The 15,129-nt window shown below is 69.9% G+C and carries 16 protein-coding genes and 1 riboswitch; of the genes, 5 read left to right on the forward strand and 11 right to left on the reverse strand.

Translation table 11 applies throughout. The features are described from left to right. The first annotated feature begins 76 nt into the window (after window positions 1-76). Window positions 77-247: riboswitch (yybP-ykoY riboswitch) on the forward strand. 10 nt (window positions 248-257) lie between these two features. Continuing rightward, the gene (locus ACODT0_RS28205) at window positions 258-830 is read left to right on the forward strand and encodes a TMEM165/GDT1 family protein (RefSeq protein ID WP_057592646.1); all 573 of its coding nucleotides are present in this window, start codon (window positions 258-260) and stop codon (window positions 828-830) included. A gap of 18 nt (window positions 831-848) precedes the next feature. On the opposite strand, the gene ACODT0_RS28210 is transcribed toward ACODT0_RS28205, so the two are convergent. Next, on the reverse strand, window positions 849-1,838 hold the full coding sequence (locus ACODT0_RS28210) for a tripartite tricarboxylate transporter substrate-binding protein (RefSeq protein ID WP_057592659.1): 990 nt from the start codon (window positions 1,836-1,838) through the stop codon (window positions 849-851). Window positions 1,839-1,914: 76 nt separating this feature from the next. Further along, window positions 1,915-3,408, reverse strand: coding sequence for an alpha/beta hydrolase family protein (locus tag ACODT0_RS28215; RefSeq protein ID WP_296729504.1), 1,494 nt, complete (start codon window positions 3,406-3,408; stop codon window positions 1,915-1,917). Window positions 3,409-3,606: 198 nt separating this feature from the next. On the opposite strand from ACODT0_RS28215, the gene ACODT0_RS28220 reads away from it, so the two are divergent. Continuing rightward, window positions 3,607-4,410 (forward strand): IclR family transcriptional regulator, encoded by an 804-nt coding sequence (locus ACODT0_RS28220; RefSeq protein ID WP_057592647.1) that lies wholly within the window; start codon window positions 3,607-3,609, stop codon window positions 4,408-4,410. A 25-nt stretch (window positions 4,411-4,435) separates the two neighbouring features. Here the strand turns inward: ACODT0_RS28220 and ACODT0_RS28225 are convergent, their stop codons facing one another. Together ACODT0_RS28225 and ACODT0_RS28230 are read right to left on the reverse strand one after the other, a co-directional pair. Further along, complete coding sequence (locus tag ACODT0_RS28225) at window positions 4,436-4,624, reverse strand: helix-turn-helix domain-containing protein (RefSeq protein ID WP_489042839.1); 189 nt, start codon at window positions 4,622-4,624, stop codon at window positions 4,436-4,438. A 5-nt stretch (window positions 4,625-4,629) separates the two neighbouring features. Beyond that, window positions 4,630-5,316, reverse strand: coding sequence for an AraC family transcriptional regulator (locus ACODT0_RS28230; RefSeq protein WP_489042840.1), 687 nt, complete (start codon window positions 5,314-5,316; stop codon window positions 4,630-4,632). Between the two features lie 147 nt (window positions 5,317-5,463). Between ACODT0_RS28230 and ACODT0_RS28235 the strand changes: the two genes are divergently transcribed. After that, window positions 5,464-6,216, forward strand: a complete 753-nt coding sequence (locus ACODT0_RS28235) for an SDR family NAD(P)-dependent oxidoreductase (protein ID WP_489042841.1) — start codon at window positions 5,464-5,466, stop codon at window positions 6,214-6,216. 13 nt (window positions 6,217-6,229) lie between these two features. Further along, window positions 6,230-6,634: a VOC family protein gene (locus ACODT0_RS28240; protein ID WP_296729510.1), complete on the forward strand. Its 405-nt coding sequence runs from the start codon at window positions 6,230-6,232 to the stop codon at window positions 6,632-6,634. A 5-nt stretch (window positions 6,635-6,639) separates the two neighbouring features. Here the strand turns inward: ACODT0_RS28240 and ACODT0_RS28245 are convergent, their stop codons facing one another. The 3 genes from ACODT0_RS28245 to ACODT0_RS28255 all read right to left on the reverse strand — a co-directional run bounded on the left by ACODT0_RS28245 (window position 6,640) and on the right by ACODT0_RS28255 (window position 8,453). Further along, complete coding sequence (locus ACODT0_RS28245; protein WP_413765326.1) at window positions 6,640-7,572, reverse strand: alpha/beta hydrolase; 933 nt, start codon at window positions 7,570-7,572, stop codon at window positions 6,640-6,642. A gap of 84 nt (window positions 7,573-7,656) precedes the next feature. Continuing rightward, window positions 7,657-8,040: a MerR family transcriptional regulator gene (locus tag ACODT0_RS28250; protein ID WP_413765327.1), complete on the reverse strand. Its 384-nt coding sequence runs from the start codon at window positions 8,038-8,040 to the stop codon at window positions 7,657-7,659. Window positions 8,041-8,075: 35 nt separating this feature from the next. Continuing rightward, the gene (locus tag ACODT0_RS28255) at window positions 8,076-8,453 is read right to left on the reverse strand and encodes a tautomerase family protein (protein WP_413765328.1); all 378 of its coding nucleotides are present in this window, start codon (window positions 8,451-8,453) and stop codon (window positions 8,076-8,078) included. Between the two features lie 88 nt (window positions 8,454-8,541). Between ACODT0_RS28255 and ACODT0_RS28260 the strand changes: the two genes are divergently transcribed. Continuing rightward, window positions 8,542-9,399, forward strand: a complete 858-nt coding sequence (locus ACODT0_RS28260) for a LysR family transcriptional regulator (RefSeq protein ID WP_261210568.1) — start codon at window positions 8,542-8,544, stop codon at window positions 9,397-9,399. 1 nt (window position 9,400) lies between these two features. On the opposite strand, the gene ACODT0_RS28265 is transcribed toward ACODT0_RS28260, so the two are convergent. From ACODT0_RS28265 to ACODT0_RS28280, 4 genes are all read right to left on the reverse strand, one after another. Continuing rightward, window positions 9,401-11,284: a TRAP transporter large permease gene (locus tag ACODT0_RS28265; RefSeq protein ID WP_413765329.1), complete on the reverse strand. Its 1,884-nt coding sequence runs from the start codon at window positions 11,282-11,284 to the stop codon at window positions 9,401-9,403. After that, the gene (locus tag ACODT0_RS28270) at window positions 11,281-12,294 is read right to left on the reverse strand and encodes a TRAP transporter substrate-binding protein (protein ID WP_261210570.1); all 1,014 of its coding nucleotides are present in this window, start codon (window positions 12,292-12,294) and stop codon (window positions 11,281-11,283) included. Before ACODT0_RS28270 ends, ACODT0_RS28265 begins: the two co-directional genes overlap by 4 nt. 69 nt (window positions 12,295-12,363) lie before the next feature. Further along, window positions 12,364-13,953, reverse strand: a complete 1,590-nt coding sequence (locus ACODT0_RS28275; RefSeq protein ID WP_489042842.1) for an acyl-CoA synthetase — start codon at window positions 13,951-13,953, stop codon at window positions 12,364-12,366. Continuing rightward, window positions 13,950-15,122, reverse strand: coding sequence for an acetyl-CoA acetyltransferase (locus tag ACODT0_RS28280; protein WP_489042843.1), 1,173 nt, complete (start codon window positions 15,120-15,122; stop codon window positions 13,950-13,952). The genes ACODT0_RS28275 and ACODT0_RS28280 overlap by 4 nt, the downstream gene beginning before the upstream one ends. Window positions 15,123-15,129: the final 7 nt, after the last annotated feature.

Raw genomic sequence — 15,129 nt, forward strand, 5'->3', positions numbered from 1 at the left:
TAATGCAACTCGCTCTCGACAAGGGGACATTCATCGAAAAGGCGCGGGCGATTCGCTGCCCACGACTAAGATCGCGCCCTCAGTCATTGGGGAGTAGCTGACCTGCGCAACGCAGGAGCCCGCGTCAACACACTTGGCCTTTCGGCCATGGCGCGAGCAGCTTCAGAGCCTGGCAAGACCTTTGACCACGTCACCTCGGTATGGGCCGGGAAGTGGCGTGGTCTTCGCGTCGCTGGCCCAGGAGTTCTCTTTTCATCATGGAAGCCTTACTCGTATCCACGGGCGTGGTCGCGCTCGGGGAAATGGGCGACAAGACCCAACTGCTCGCGATCATCCTGGCCGCGACCTTTCGCAAACCCTGGCAGATCGTCGCGGGCATCTTCACCGCCACTGTCGTCAACCATGCCGCAGCGGGCGCGCTCGGCGGCTGGGTGGCCCAGGCCATGGGGCCGAACATCCTGCGCTGGGTCATCGGCGCCTCGTTCCTGGCCATGGCCGCGTGGATGCTGATCCCCGACAAGATCGACGACGATGCCGCGAAGACGAAGAGCCGCTTCGGCGCCTTCGGCACCACGGTCGTCACCTTCTTCCTCGCGGAGATGGGCGACAAGACGCAGATCGCGACCGTGGCGCTGGCCGCGCGCTATCCCGACGTGGTGCAGGTCGTGATCGGCACCACGCTGGGCATGATGCTGGCCGACGCGCCCGCGGTCTTCCTCGGCGAGAAGATCGCGGCCAAGGTCTCGATGCGGCTGGTGCACGGCGTGGCCGCCGTCATCTTCGGCGTGCTGGGGCTGCTGACGCTGTTCAACGTCGGCAACCTGTTCTGAGCCCCGGCGAGCGGCCGCCTATTTGGCGGCGCCCGCCGTGCCCAGGCCCAGCTTGTCGATCACGGCCTTCTCGGTCTTCATGGTGCGCACCGCGTACTGCTTGTAGGCGGCGCTGTCCATGTAGAAGGTCTCCATGTCGAACTTGGCGAGCGACTCCTGGTAGTTGGGCATCTCCATCGCCTTCTTGAAGGCGTCGTGCAGGATCGCGACCACCTTCGGGTTCGCGCCCTTGGGCAGCACCAGGCCGAAGGGCGAGGCCTGCACCATGTCGATACCCGACTCCTTGAGCGTGGGCGCGTTCGGGTATTTCTTCGAGCGAGTCTCGCCCCAGGTCGACAGCAGCCGCAGCTTGCCCTGGTCGACGTACGGGCCCCAGCCCGGCGTGTCGGCCACCGACATCACGTGGCCGCCGAGCACCGCCTGCAGCGATTCGGAGTTGCCCTTGTAGGGCACGTGATTGAACTCCACGCCGGCCTGGATCGCGATCGCTTCCATCGTCAGGTGCAGCGTGGTGAGCGCGCCCGGCGTGCCGTAGCTCAGGCGGCCCGGGTTGGCCTTGGCATAGGCGAGGTACTCGCGCATCGACTTGATCGGCGAATCGGCGGGCACCACCAGGCCGAAGGAATAGCCGGCGAGGCCGATCACGTAGCTCAGGTCGTTGGCCGGGTCCCAGTTGAGCTTGGTGGTGTAGGGCAGCCGGAACACCGGCAGCGGCACCTGCGCGAGCGTGTAGCCGTCGGGCGCGGTGGCCTGCATGGTCTGCGCGGGCAGCACGCCGCCCGCGCCGGGCTTGTTCTCGATGATCACCGGCTGGCCGAGGATCTTCGAAGCGTTCTCGGCCAGCACGCGGAAGGGCACGTCGGTCGAGCCGCCGGCGGTGAAGCCGATCAGCACGCGGATCGGCCGCACCGGAAAGGCATCGGACTGCGCGAAGGCGGGAGCGGCGGCGAGGCCGGCGGCCAGCAGCAGGGCGTGCAGCGCACGGCGGGTGAGGGTGGGTTGTTTCATGGCAGGACGTGCGAACGAAGAAAACGGGAAGGGCGGCGCGGCCGCCCCGCGAAAGGGACGGGCCGCGCCGGCGCCGTCAGGGCGCGGGGCAACCGCCGCGGCTGGCCGAGGAGAACTTGCAGCCGTAGTCGGCGCGCGCCACGGTCGCGGCGTCGAGCACCTCGTCGCCGGCCGGCTTCACGCCGTTCTGCTCCCAGTTCGTCATCGCGTCGAAGGCCTGGGTCTGCTCCTCGGTCGTGAAGTCGCAGTGGCTGATGCCGCGGATCGCGCGCTGCACGAGCCACTTCGAGGTGCCCAGCGCATCGGCGCGGCGCTTGTAGATCTGCTCCATGCTGAACGGCACGTAGACGTCGCCCAGCGTGTGGATGGTGACCACCGGCACGTCGATGCGCGCATTGGACTTGGGGAACCAGCGCAGGCCGTCGCGCCGCAGCCGGTTGGACTCGGGGTCGGCATGCAGCCGGTAGGCGCCCTGGTTGAAGGTGATCTCCTCGGCGTTCTGCGCCGGGTCGTTGTCGAGCTGGTAGACGATGCCGGTGGTGTCGTAGCCGTCGCGGTTGAGGATGCCGTTGATGGTGCCGTCGCGGCCGAAGGTGCCCCACACGGTGGCGTTCATGCTGCCCGCGAAGCCGGCATCGAACATCGGGCGCTCGCCGCCCGTGAGGTTCTTGACGATGGCCTTGTACTTCTCGCCCTGCGCGGTCGTCGCGCTCGGGAAGCGCGTGAACAGCGCGTTGCGCACCACGGGCAGCAGGTCGTTCCAGTTGCTCACAGGCCAACCGGTGACGGGCAGGCCCGCCAGCTGCTGCGCCGCGATCTGCGAGGCGCCGAAGTAGTTGTAGAGCTCGATGTCGCCGAGCACGCCGCACATCGGCACCGCGCCGGCATAGCGCACCTTGTGGTTGGCCGTCTCCAGCGCCTCGGCGTCGACCGCGGCCGCGGCCACGTGGCCGCCGAGCGACTGGCCGACGATGTAGGTCTTGCGCGGTGCATCGAGCGTGCGGCCGTTCTGCGAGGCGATGCGCTGGAAGGCCAGCGCGAGCGCGTTGGTGTCCTCGACGCCGGCGCGCACGTCGTAGTAGTTCTTGGTGTAGCTCGACGCGGCCCAGGCGTAGCCCTGGGCGATCAGGTGCGCGCGGATGGTGGGATCGCTGACGCTCACCACCGGGCCCGTGCCGCCGTAGCCGTGCGCGTACATCACGAGCATGCCGTTCCAGTTCTTCGGTACTTCCACGCGGTAGCCGGCGCCCTCGAGCACGCCCCACCAGCGGTCGGTGTCGGGCGCGCCCGAGAGTGCGGCGAACGGCAGCTTGGTCTCGTCGACCGTGAACTGGCGGCTGTCCTGCGCGCGCGTTTCCTCGGGCTGGGGCGCCGCCGGGGGCGGTGGTGCCGGGGGATTGCCGGCGCCCGCACCGCCCGCACCGGCCTGTTGCGCGGCGATGGCGGCGGCCAGCGCCGTGGCGCTGGCGCCCGACGAATCGCCGCCACCGCCGCCGCATGCGGCCAGCGTCGCGGCGGCGATGAGCGAGAGAACGGTGGCGCGGCGGCCCGGATGGCGATGGAACTTCACGAGATGTCTCCTGCGTGTTGGATGGGTTCCGCGTGAATCCTTTAATTTCGTTCAGCGGAATTAGATTTATGGAATGTTCTTTCGAACGCCGGCGAGTATCTTTCCGCTCGCGCTTCTCTCGTATAGGGAATTCCATGAACCGTTTCCAAGCGCTGAAAATATAATTCCGTCCAACGAAATTAAATTTACAAAGCCAACATGGGCCGCACCAAGCAGATCGACTTCGAGGAGGGCGCCGACAGTCCGCGCTTCGTGACCGCGCTGGCGCGCGGCCTGGACATCCTGGCCGCCTGGGGCCCCGACGAGAAATGGCTCACCAGCACCGAGCTCGCGCGCCGCACCGGCCTGCCCAAGCCCACGATCGCGCGGCTCGCTTACACCCTCGTCGTCGCCGGCTACCTGCGCCACTCGCGCGAGACCGGCAAGTACGCGCATGGCGACGGCCTGGTCGCGCTCGGCATCACGATGGTGTCGAACCTCAAGCTGCGGCGCATCGCGCGGCCCTACATGCAGGACCTGGCCGACCGCTACGACGCCTCGGTGTCGCTCGGCATCCGCAACGGGCTGTCGATGCTCTACGTGGAGAACTGCCGCTCGAGCGCGCCGCTGTCGCTGGGCCTGGACATCGGCTCACGGCTGCCCGTGGCGCGCTCGGCGATGGGCCATGCCTACCTCTGCGCGCTCGATGCGAAGGAGCGCGAGCGGCTGCTGGGCGAGATCCGGCTGGCCGACCGCGAGCGCTGGCCGCAGACGCAGCAGGCCATCGAGACCTCGCTCGCGCACTGGCGCGAACGCGGCTTCACGATGGTCGTGCGCGGCTGGGAGAGCGACATCAGCGGCGTGGGCGCGGCCATCCGGCAGGCCGACGGCAACGTCGTGACCTTCAACGTCGGCGGCTCGGCCAGCCGCTTCGGCCGCGAGCTGCTCGAGCAGGACATCGGCCCGCAGCTCGCGCGCATGGTCAAGGTGCTCGAGTCCTTCGTGCGCGCGGACGACCACTGACAAGGTGTGAGCCCGCGGTGCGCGCTCAGGCGTTCCCGGCCAGTATCCGTTCCGCGTCGCGCCCCGGCGGCAGCCCGAAGGCGCGCGCATATTCGCGGCTGAACTGCGTGGCGCTCTCATAGCCGACCTCGAAGGCGGCCGAGCTCACGCTCCGGCCATGCGCCACCAGCAGCGTGCGCGCCTGCAAGAGGCGGATGCGCTTCTGGTACTGCACCGGGCTCAGTGAGGTCGCGGCCTTGAATGCCGATGGAAGGCCGACGCGCTCATCGCGGCCTGCCGCGCCAGCGCCTCGACGCGCAGCGGCTGCGCGAAGTCGCGCCGGATCCGCTGGATCGCGCGGCTCACGCGCGAGAGGGCGCTGTCGGGCATGGCGATGCCGCGCAGCATCGCGCCCTGCGGTCCCTGCAGCACGCGATAGAGGATCTCGCGCTCGTAGACCGGGGCCAGCGCCGGGATGTCGGCGGGCCGCCGCATCAGCCGCAGCATGCGCACCCAGGCATCCATCAGGTCCGGCGTGACGGCGGCCACCGAGAAGCCGGCCTCGGGCTTCTGCGCGAGCGCGATCGGCGGCAGGTCGGCGATCAGCGCCGCGATCACCGCCGGCTGCAGGCTCAGGGCCACCGCGAGATAGGGCTCGCCGCCCGGCGCGGGCCGCACCGTGCCGGCCGCGGGCAGCTCGATGGACATCACGAAATAGGTGGCCGGGCCGTAGTCCAGCGTGCGCTCGCCCACGGTCATCGACTTGCCGCCCTGCAGCACCAGGTTGACCATCGGGTCGTAGACCGCGTTGAGCTCGTGCTCGGGGATCTTCCCCTGCACCATGGCCACGCGCGGAATGCCGGTCTCCGTGAGGCGGTTGCGCGCATGGGCGGCCAGGTCGCGGAGTTCCGTCAGTTGTTCTTCCATGGCCTGCATCAGATCGCACCGCCCCGTGCGCCGCAAGTGCCCGCGTGCCGGCGCGGCAGTTCTGGGCAGGCCCGGGGCAGGAATGGGCAGGCCGCGATGCGGGCCGCCACCTATCGTCGATGCATCACCGATTCAACGAAAGCACGCATGAACATCGTCATCATCACCGGCGCGAGCCGCGGCCTCGGCGCCAGCACGGCCCTGCAGGCCGCCAGGCGCGGCATGGGCGTGATCCTCACCTACAACAGCCACGCGGCCGGCGCCGAGGCGCTCGTGCGAACGATCGAAGCCGAGGGTGGCAAGGCCGCGGCCCTCGCGCTCGACGTGGGCAAGGTCGCGTCGTTCGCCGGCTTTCGCGACCGGGTTGCGGCAACGCTCGAAGCGACATGGCAGCGCAACAGCTTCGATGCGCTGGTCAACAACGCGGGCTACGGCCTCTTCAATCCCATCGCCTCGGTCAGCGAGGCCGAGTTCGACGGCCTGCTCGACGTGCATCTCAAGGGCCCGTTCTTCCTGACCCAGGCGCTGCTGCCGCTGATGGCCGACGGCGGCCACATCGTCAACCTCACCAGCGCGACCACGCGTGTCGCGACACCGGGCGTTGCGCCCTATGCGGCCTTCAAGGGCGGGCTGGAGGTGCTCACGCGCTACATGGCCAAGGAGTTCGGCGCGCGCGGCATCCGCGCCAATGCCGTGTCGCCGGGCGCCATCCGAACCGACATGACCAGCGAGGCGCTCGACCAGAGCCCCGAGTTCGAGACCCTGCTCGCCGCGCAGACCGCGCTCGGCCGCATCGGCGGGCCCGACGACGTCGGCCGCGTCATCGCGGGACTGCTGTCCGCCGACAATGCCTGGATCAACGCGCAGACCATCGAGGTGGCCGGCGGCTACAACATCTGATACGGCGCCGCCCATGCTCGACCACATCTTCCTGTCCGTCAGCGACGTGCGACGCTCCATCGACTTCTATGCCGCCGCGCTCGCACCGCTGGGCATCGCCCACCAGCACGACTACGTGGGCAAGGACGGCCCGCCCGGCCATCCCGACCTGAAGGGCTTCGGCGCCCGGGGGCGCGTGTTCTTCTGGCTGCGGCAGGGCCCGGTGAACGGCGAGGCGGTGCATGTGGGCTTCGTCGCCGCGAGCCATGCGGAAGTCGACGCGGCCCATGCCGCGGCCATGGCCGCCGGCGCCCGCGACAACGGCGCACCGGGGGCCCGCCTGCACTACGACCCGCGCTACTACGCGGCCAATGTGTTCGACCCCGACGGCCACAGCCTCGAGTTCGTCCACAAGAGCTGGCAGCATCCCCCGCGCTAAGGCCGCTATGCAGCGAACAGCGTGGACCGCAGTGCCCGCGCGGCATCGGCCAGCGCCTCGCGCGTGGCGTCGAAGGGCCAGCGCATGAACTCGTGGATCATGCCGTCGTAGCGCTTCACGTTGACCGGCACGCCGGCCTCGCGCAGGCGCTCGCCATAGGCTTCGCCTTCGTCGCGCAGCGCATCGAACTCGGCCGTGACGATATGGGCCGGCGGCAGTCCGCGCAGGTCCCCGGCCAGCAGCGGCGAGACCAGCGCATGGGTCTTCAGTGCCGCGTCGTCGAGGTAGTGATCCATGAACCAGTGCTGCATCTCGCGGCCGATGTTGCCGTACTGCCCCGCATAGGCCTGGATCGAGGTGTTGATGCGGCGGAAATCGACATCGGGATAGATCAGCAGCTGGTGCGCGATCCGCGGTCCCGCGGCATCGCGCGCCTTCAGCGCGACCACCGCCGCGAGGTTGCCGCCGGCGCTGTCGCCCGCGACCGCGAGCCGATGCCCGTCGGCACCGAGCTGCGCCGCATGCTCGGCCACCCAGGCGGTGGCCGCGAAGGCCGCGTCGACACCGGCCGGGAACTTGTGCTCGGGCGCCAGCGGATAGGCCACCGAGACCACGACCGCCTGCGTCGCCACGGCGAGCGCGCGCGCGAGGCCGTCGTGCGTGTCGAGGTCGCCGAGCACGAAGCCGCCGCCGTGGAAGAACACGATGACCGGCAGCACCTGCTGCGGCGACGGGTGGTAGATGCGCACGTCGAGCGGCCCCACCGCGCTGTCGATGCGCCGGTCGGCGACCGAGGCCACCGGCGCGCCGGGCGGCAGCGCCGCGAGCATGCGGCGCATGCCCTGCCGGATCGCGTCGGGCGCGAGCGTGTGCATGTCGGAGAAGCGGGTGGCGGCGAGGCGATCCAGATGCGCCTGGGCCTGGGGATGAAGCGGCATGTCCTGTCTTCCGGTGGTGAAGGGGACAGCCAATCTACGACTTGAACTTCGGTTCAAGTCAAGCGCTTCTTCGAAGTTTTCTTGCTAACGCACCAGCTCGCGGAAGTTGGCCTTGAACTTCGGGCATTCGACCAGCGAGGCATGCGTGCACACGGCCGCGTGCTTCAGGCTGTCGCGCATGGTCTGCAGCCGCTCGATCTCGTGGTCGAGCTCGGTGGCGCGCTTGGCCATGCTGCGACGCAGCTCGACGTCCTTGGGCGTGGACGCGAGGAAACGCCCGATCTGCGCGAGCGAGAAGCCGGCCGACTTCGCGCAGAGGATCAGCGCCAGCCGCGCGACCACCTCGGGCCGGTAGGCGCGCCGCAGGCCGGTGCGGCCCGCGGATTCGATCAGTCCGCGCCGTTCATAGAAGCGCAGCGCCGAAGGCGCCAGGCCTGCGCGCTGCGCGACCTCTGCAATATCGAGCATGGGATGTCTCCATCGTGGATCTCTTCGGCCGGGCCTCAGGCGAACTGCGCGAGGCCATGGCCCACCGACCAATTCTCCTTCGGCGAGTCGACGATGTTCACGAAGAGGTCTTCGCCGCGCAGGCCGGGGCTCTCGGCCAGCAGTTCCGCGAGCCGCCGGAACAGCGCCTGCTTCTGCGCGGCGCTGCGGCTGTCGAACACCGTGATCCGGATGTAGACCACGTCGTCGCTGCGCGTCACGCCGTAGGCATTGCCGTGGCGGAAGTTCGCGGGCTCGTACTCGCTGAGCGTCATGAAGCGGTTGTCCTCGGACACGCCGAGCGCGTCGCTGAGCGCGCGGCCGAGGCCGTCGAGGATCGCCGTTCGATAGGCCTCGGGCTTGCCGGCACGCAGGAAGACATGGCTGATGGGCATCGTGATTCCTTCAAGGGGGTGGTGATGTCGGACGATGCTAGTCATACGAAATTGCTATGGATATTTATATCAACGACAATTTCTTGAAATGATTGCGCGCCCCCTCGATCTCGATGCCGTCCTGGCCTTCATCCGCATCGTCGAACTCGGCAGCTTCACGCTCGCGGCCGAGGCGCTGCAGACCACGCAGGCCGGCATCAGTCTCAAGCTCAAGCGGCTCGAGGAGCGGCTCGGCTGCCGGCTGGTGGAGCGCACGCCGCGGCACGTGGAGCTGTCGGCCAAGGGCGCGGCCTTTCTCGAACATGCGCGCGAGCTGCTGGCGGTGCACGACCGCGCGCTCGGCGCCTTCGCCCAGGCGCGCCAGCGGCTCACCATCGGCATCAGCGACCACGTGGCGGGCCCCGAGCTGCCCGCGCTGATCGCGCGCATGAACGCGCAGGACCCGCAGCTGCTGATCGAGATCCGCATCGGCTCCTCGGGCGAGCTGCTGCAGAGCTTCGACCGGCGCGAACTCGACACCGTGATCGTGCGCCTGCATGCGGGCCGCAACGACGGCGAGCTGCTGGCCGAAGAACGGTTCGGCTGGTTCGCGGCGCCGACCTGGCAGCACCGCGCGGGCGAGCCGCTGCCGCTGGCCACCATGGCCGAGCCCTGCGGCGTGCGCGCGCTGGCCGCGCGACTGCTCGACGAGGCGCGCATGCCCTGGACCGAGGTCTTCGTCGGCGGTGGCGTCGCCGCCGTCGCGGCCGCGGTCATGGCCGGCCTCGGCGTGGCCGCGCTGGCGCCGCGCATGCTGCCCTTCGGCGCGGTCGAGGTGGGCGCGCGGCTCGGGCTGCCCGAGTTGCCGCGCCTGCCGGTGCTGCTGCACACGCGCGTGGGCGAAGGGCGGCCGCGCGCGGCGCTCGAGGCGCTGTCGGTGGCCTTTCGCAGCGTGGTGCGAAGCTAGTTCAGAGGAAGCCGATCGACAGCCACGGAACTGCCGCCACCATGATCGTCCCGGCGAGCAGCGCCAGCATGTGCCCCACGATCGGCCCGATCCCCGCGTCGGGCTGCACGCGCCCGATCGCGCAGGCCGCGTAGTAGCCCACGCCGAGCGGCGGCGCGAACAGGCCCAGGCCCATCGACAGCACCACTACCATCGCGTAGTGCACCTCGTGGATGCCGAGCTGGCGCGCGATGGGAAACAGCAGCGGGCCGAACAGCACGATCGCCGGGATGCCCTCGAGCACCGAGCCCAGGATCACGAAGATCACCAGCGACACCGCCAGGAACATCCCGGCGCCGCCCGGCAGGTTCGCCATCAGCTCGGCGAGCCAGCGCGAGAAGCCCGACTGCGTGAGGCCCCAGGCCATCGCGGTGGCGGTGCCGATGATCAGCAGGATCGCGCCCGACAGCGAGGCGGTGGCCACCAGCATCGGCCCGAGCCGGCGCCAGTCGAACTGCCGGTAGATCGCGATCCCGGCCACCACCGCGTAGACGATGCCGAGGGTCGAGACCTCGGTGGCGGTGGCCACGCCTTCCACCACGGCGGCGCGGATCACGAAGGGCAGGGCGAGCGCGGGCAGCGCCACCAGCGCGAGCCGCAGCACCTGGGACCAGGGCGAGCGCTCGACCCGGCTCAGGTCCTCGTGGCGGCTGCGGAAGTGCACCACCACGCACAGCATCAGGCCGAGGATCACGGCCGGCAGCAGCCCGCCGGTGAACAGCGCCGCGATCGACACGCCGGTGACCGAGCCGATGGTGATCAGCACCAGGCTCGGCGGCACGGTCTCGGTCTGCGCGCCCGTGGCCGCGAGCAGCGCGACCAGTTCGCCGTCGCTGGCGCCGCGCTTCTGCATCTCGGGAAACAGCGCCGGTGCGACCGCCGCCATGTCGGCCGCCTTCGATCCCGAGATGCCAGACACCAGGTACATCGCACCCACCAGCACGTAAGAGAGCCCGCCCTTCACGTGGCCGAGCAGGCTCGCGAGGAAGGCCACCATCGCCTTGGCCATGCCGGTCATCTCGATCAGCAGGCCGAGGAAGACGAACAGCGGCACCGCGAGCAGGATCAGGTGCGACATGCCCTCGTCCATGCGCCCGACGATCACGGGCAGCGCGGTGTCGGTGGTCAGCGCGAGGTAGCCGAAGGTGCCGAGGCCGAAGGCGAAGGCGATCGGGATGCCGCCGAGCACGCAGGCCAGCACCACGCCGACGAAGAAGACCAGCAGGTTGAGCCGGCCCAGGTCCTCGAACACGGCACGCCCGAAGCCGAAGGCCGCGACGAGGATCGCGACCACGCAGACGGCCTTGGTGGTGGTCTTCCAGTCGAAGTCGCGGAACAGCCGCAGCACCGCGAACAGCGCCATCAGCGCCACGCCCGCGGGCAGGGCGGCGGCGCGCCAGGCGTTCGAGATGTCGAGCGCGGGCGTGGTGATGAAGCGTTCCTCCGCGGCGTATTCCCAGGCCGGCCACGCGATCATCGCGAGGAAGGCGAGGGCCGCGCACAGCGCGAGCGCCTCGGCCAGCTGCCGGCGTTCGGGCGCGAGGCCCGACACCAGCGCCGTCATGCGCATGTGCTCGCCGCGCCGCAGCGCGACCACCGCGCCCAGCATCGCCAGCCAGATGAAGAGCATCGAGGCCAGCTCGTCCGACCAGATCAGCGGCTGGTGCAGCACGAAGCGCGCGACCACGCCCGCGAGCAGCACCGCCACGTCGGCCAGCACCAGCGCGCCGGCCGCGACGCTCACCGCGGCGCCGAGCGCCTGCTCGATGCGCGCCGCGAGCGGGTTCGACCCCGCCGCATCGAAAGCCAGCGCGGCCCCGTGGCCATGCCCCAGCGCGGCGCTCATGCCAGCTTGCCCACGCTGCGCTCGAGCAGCGCCCAGGCCTCGTCGCCGTACTTGGCCTTCCACTCGGCATAGAAGCCGGCCTTGCGCAGCTGGTCGCGGAAGGCGGCCGGGTCGGGCTGGTTGATCTGCATGCCCTTGGCGGCCAGTTCCTTCTGCAGCCCGGTATTGAGCTCGGCCACGTCGGCGCGCTCCTTCATCGCGGCGGCGTTGACGTGCCGCGCCACGATGGCCTGCAGCTCGGGCGGCAGGCGATCCCAGGCGCGCTTGTTGGCGAGGAACCAGAAGCCGTCCCACATGTGGTTGCTCATCGAACAGTACTTCTGCACTTCGTAGAGCTTGGCGGTCGAGATGATCGCGAGCGGGTTCTCCTGGCCGTCGACGATCTTCGTCTGCAGCGCCGAATACACCTCGGCGAAGTTGATCGAGGTCGGCGCGGCCTCGAGCGCCTTGAACATCGAGGTCCACAGCGGCGAGACCGGCACGCGCACCTTGAAGCCCTTCAGATCGGCCGGCGCCGCGATGGGTTTGCTCGAGGACGTGATCTGGCGGAAGCCGTTGTCCCAGATGCGGTCCATCGCGAGGATGTTGGCCTTGGCGATCTGCTGGCGGATGTGGGCGCCGAGCTCGCCGTCCATCGCCTTCCAGACGCTGGCGTAGTCGGGGAACGCGAAGCCCACGCCGCTGATGGAGGCCGCGGGCACCAGGGTGGCGAGGATCAGGCCCGACAGCGTGAAGAACTCGACCCCGCCCGAGCGCAGCTGGCTCAGCATGTCGGTGTCCGAGCCGAGCTGGTTGTTCGGAAAGATCTGGATGTCGACCTGGCCCTGGGTCTCGGCACGGATCGCGTCGGCCATCTCCTTGGCCCGGATGTTCATCGGGTGCGTGACCGGCAGGTTGTTCGCGTACTTGTAGCTGTAGGGCTTCTTCTGCGCGAAGGCGTGGCGCAGCGGCAGGGCCAGCGTGGATGCGGCGGCGGCGGTGCGCAGCACGGTGCGGCGTTGTATGTTCATGGCGCTTGTCTCCTGTTGTGTGGGTTTTCTCGGGATCTGTCGAACGCTGTGGGGGAGGGGGATGGGACTTCAGGCGATGGCGACCTCCGCGATCTCCGCGCCCTCGGCCAGCAGCCGGCGGATGTCGTTCTTCGCGACCTTGCCGTAGCCCGACTTGGGCAGCGCGGGCCAGAACAGCACGTGGCGCGGCCAGCGGTATTTGGCGCAGCGGCCGTCGAGGTGGCGCAGGATCTCCTCGGCGTCGACGTCGTCGCGCTCGCACACCAGCACGGCCACGCCGACCTCGCCCCACTTGGCGTCGGGCCAGCCCAGCACCGCGGCCTCGCGCACCGCCGGATGGGTCAGCAGGATCTCCTCGACCTCGCGCGGATAGACGTTGGAGCCGCCCGAGATGTACATGTCGGACTCGCGGCCCGTGATGTAGAGCAGCCCGCGCTCGTCCATGCGCCCGAGGTCGCCGGTGTGGAACCAGCCGCCGCGCAGCGCCTTGGCCGTGGCCTCGGGGTTGTCGAAGTAGCCCGCGAACACGGCGGGGCCGCGGCAGCAGATCTCGCCGACGGCACCGGCCGGCAGTCGCTGCATCTGCGCATCGAGGATCGCGACCTCCATGCCGGTGCGCGGCCGACCGCAGGAGCCGAGGTTCGCAGCGGGATCGGCATCGTCGGCCGAATGCATCGAGGGCGGCAGCACCGTGATGCAGCCCGTGACCTCGCCGAGGCCGAAGTACTGGACGAGCACCGGGCCCAGCTTGCGCAGCGCGCGCTTCTGGTCGGCGCGGTACATGGGCGCGCCGGCATAGACCAGGTAGCGCAACGAGCCGTGGTCGAAGGCATCGACCGACGGGTCTTCCACCAGCATCTTGACGATGGTGGGCACGGTGAAGAGGTTGCTGACCCGGTGCCGCTCGACCAGCGCCCAGATGGCGGGCGGGTCGAGCCGGTCCGAGGCCGGCAGCACGGTCGCGGCGCCGCGCGCCACATTGAGCAGCGCATGGATGCCCGCGCCGTGCGACAGCGGCGCGACGGCGATCGAGCAGTCGCGCTCGGTGGTGCCGGGGATCAGGTCGGCGAGGTGGTTCGTGACGACGAAGGCCAGTTGCCCATGGGTCAGCACCGCGGCCTTGGGCTTGCCGGTGGTGCCCGAGGTGTAGAAGTACCACAGCGGCGTGTCGGCATCGACCGGTGCCGTGGCATTGGCCGCGCCAGCGTGCGCCGCGAGCAATGCCTCGTAGCCCTGCGTTCCCTGCGAAGGCTTGCCGATCGTCACCACATGGCGCAGGTGCGCCGAGGCCGCGCGCACCGCCTCCACGTGCGCGCCGAAGCAGTCCTCCGCGAGCATCACCGTAGCTCGGCTCGCGCTGCCGAGGTAGGCCACCTCGGGCGGAGTCAGCCGCGCATTCACCGGCACCCAGACCGCGCCCAGGCGGAACGCGGCCCAGCAGCTCTCGAACAGCGCGATGTTGTTGCGCGACTGCACGAGCAGCTTGTCGCCGGGCTGCATGCCGAGCGCGCGCAGCGCATCGACCAGCGCGTTGACGCGCGCGTCGATCTCGCGCCAGGTCCAGGTCCGGTCCTCGAGGATCAGGCCCGGCCGGTCGGGAAAGAGTGCCGCGGTCTGCGACAGCAGCACCGAGAGATTCGCCGCCTGTGCCGCGCTCACACCGCCTCCAGCACGCTGAGGTAGTTGGCGACCGCAGCGCCACCCATGTTGAAGACGGCGCCGGGCCGGCCCGTGGCCACCTGCATGTCGCCCGCCAGGCCGGTGAGCTGCATCGCCGCCATCACGTGCTGCGACACGCCGGTCGCGCCGATCGGATGGCCGCGCGACTTGAGGCCGCCCGAGGGATTGACCGGAAGCCGGCCGTCCTTGCGCGTCACGCCGTCGAGGATCGCGCGCGCACCCTGGCCGTGCGGCGCCAGGCCCATGGCCTCGTACTCGAGCAGTTCGGCGACGGTGAAGCAGTCGTGCGTCTCGACGAAGCCGAGGTCGTCCAGCGCGAGTCCGGCCGCCTCGAGCCCGCGGCTCCATGCAAGCGCCGCGCCCTCGAAGCGCGTGGGATCGCGGCGCGACAGCGGCAGGTATTCGTTGACCTGCGTGCGCGAGCGCCAGCGCACGGCCGGCACGCGGGCCGATGCCGTCGGCGCGGCCGAGATCACCAGCGCCGCGGCGCCGTCGGAGACCAGCGAGCAATCGGAGCGCTTCAACGGACCCGCGACCACCGGATTGCGCTCCGACACCTGGCGACAGAAATCGAAGCCCAGGTCGCGCCGCATGTGGGCGAAGGGGTTGTGCATGCCGTTGGCGTGGTTCTTGGCCGCGATGGCCGCGAGCGCATCGCCCTGGTCGCCGAAGCGCTCGAAGTAGCTGCCCGCGATGCGGCCGAACACCCCCGCGAAGCCCGCGGGCGTGTCGCCTTCCTCCTTCACGTAGGAGCAGCGCAGCAGCGTCTGCGCGACCATCGGGGCGGGCACGGCGTTCATGATCTCGAAGCCCACCACCAGCGCGTGGCGCACGCGGCCGCTCTGTACCGCGTCGAGCGCGGCCCAGATCGCGGCCGAGCCGGTGGCGCAGGCGTTCTCCATGCGCACGGCCGGTACATGGCGCAACGCCGGCACCGCGAGCGCGACCAGCGAGGCGCTGAAGTCCTGCGGCATGAAGCCGCCGTTGAAGTGGCCGACGAAGACACCGTCGATGTCGGCGGCCTCGAGCCCGGCCGTGTGCAGCGCGGGATTCACCGCATCGCGGATCAGCTGTTCGCTGTCGACCGCGTCGAGCTTGCCGAAGACCGTGTGGCCCCAGCCGGCGATGAAGGCGTTGTCGTGGTTCATGGCGTGC

This window comes from Variovorax sp. FG153 (assembly GCF_057809595.1).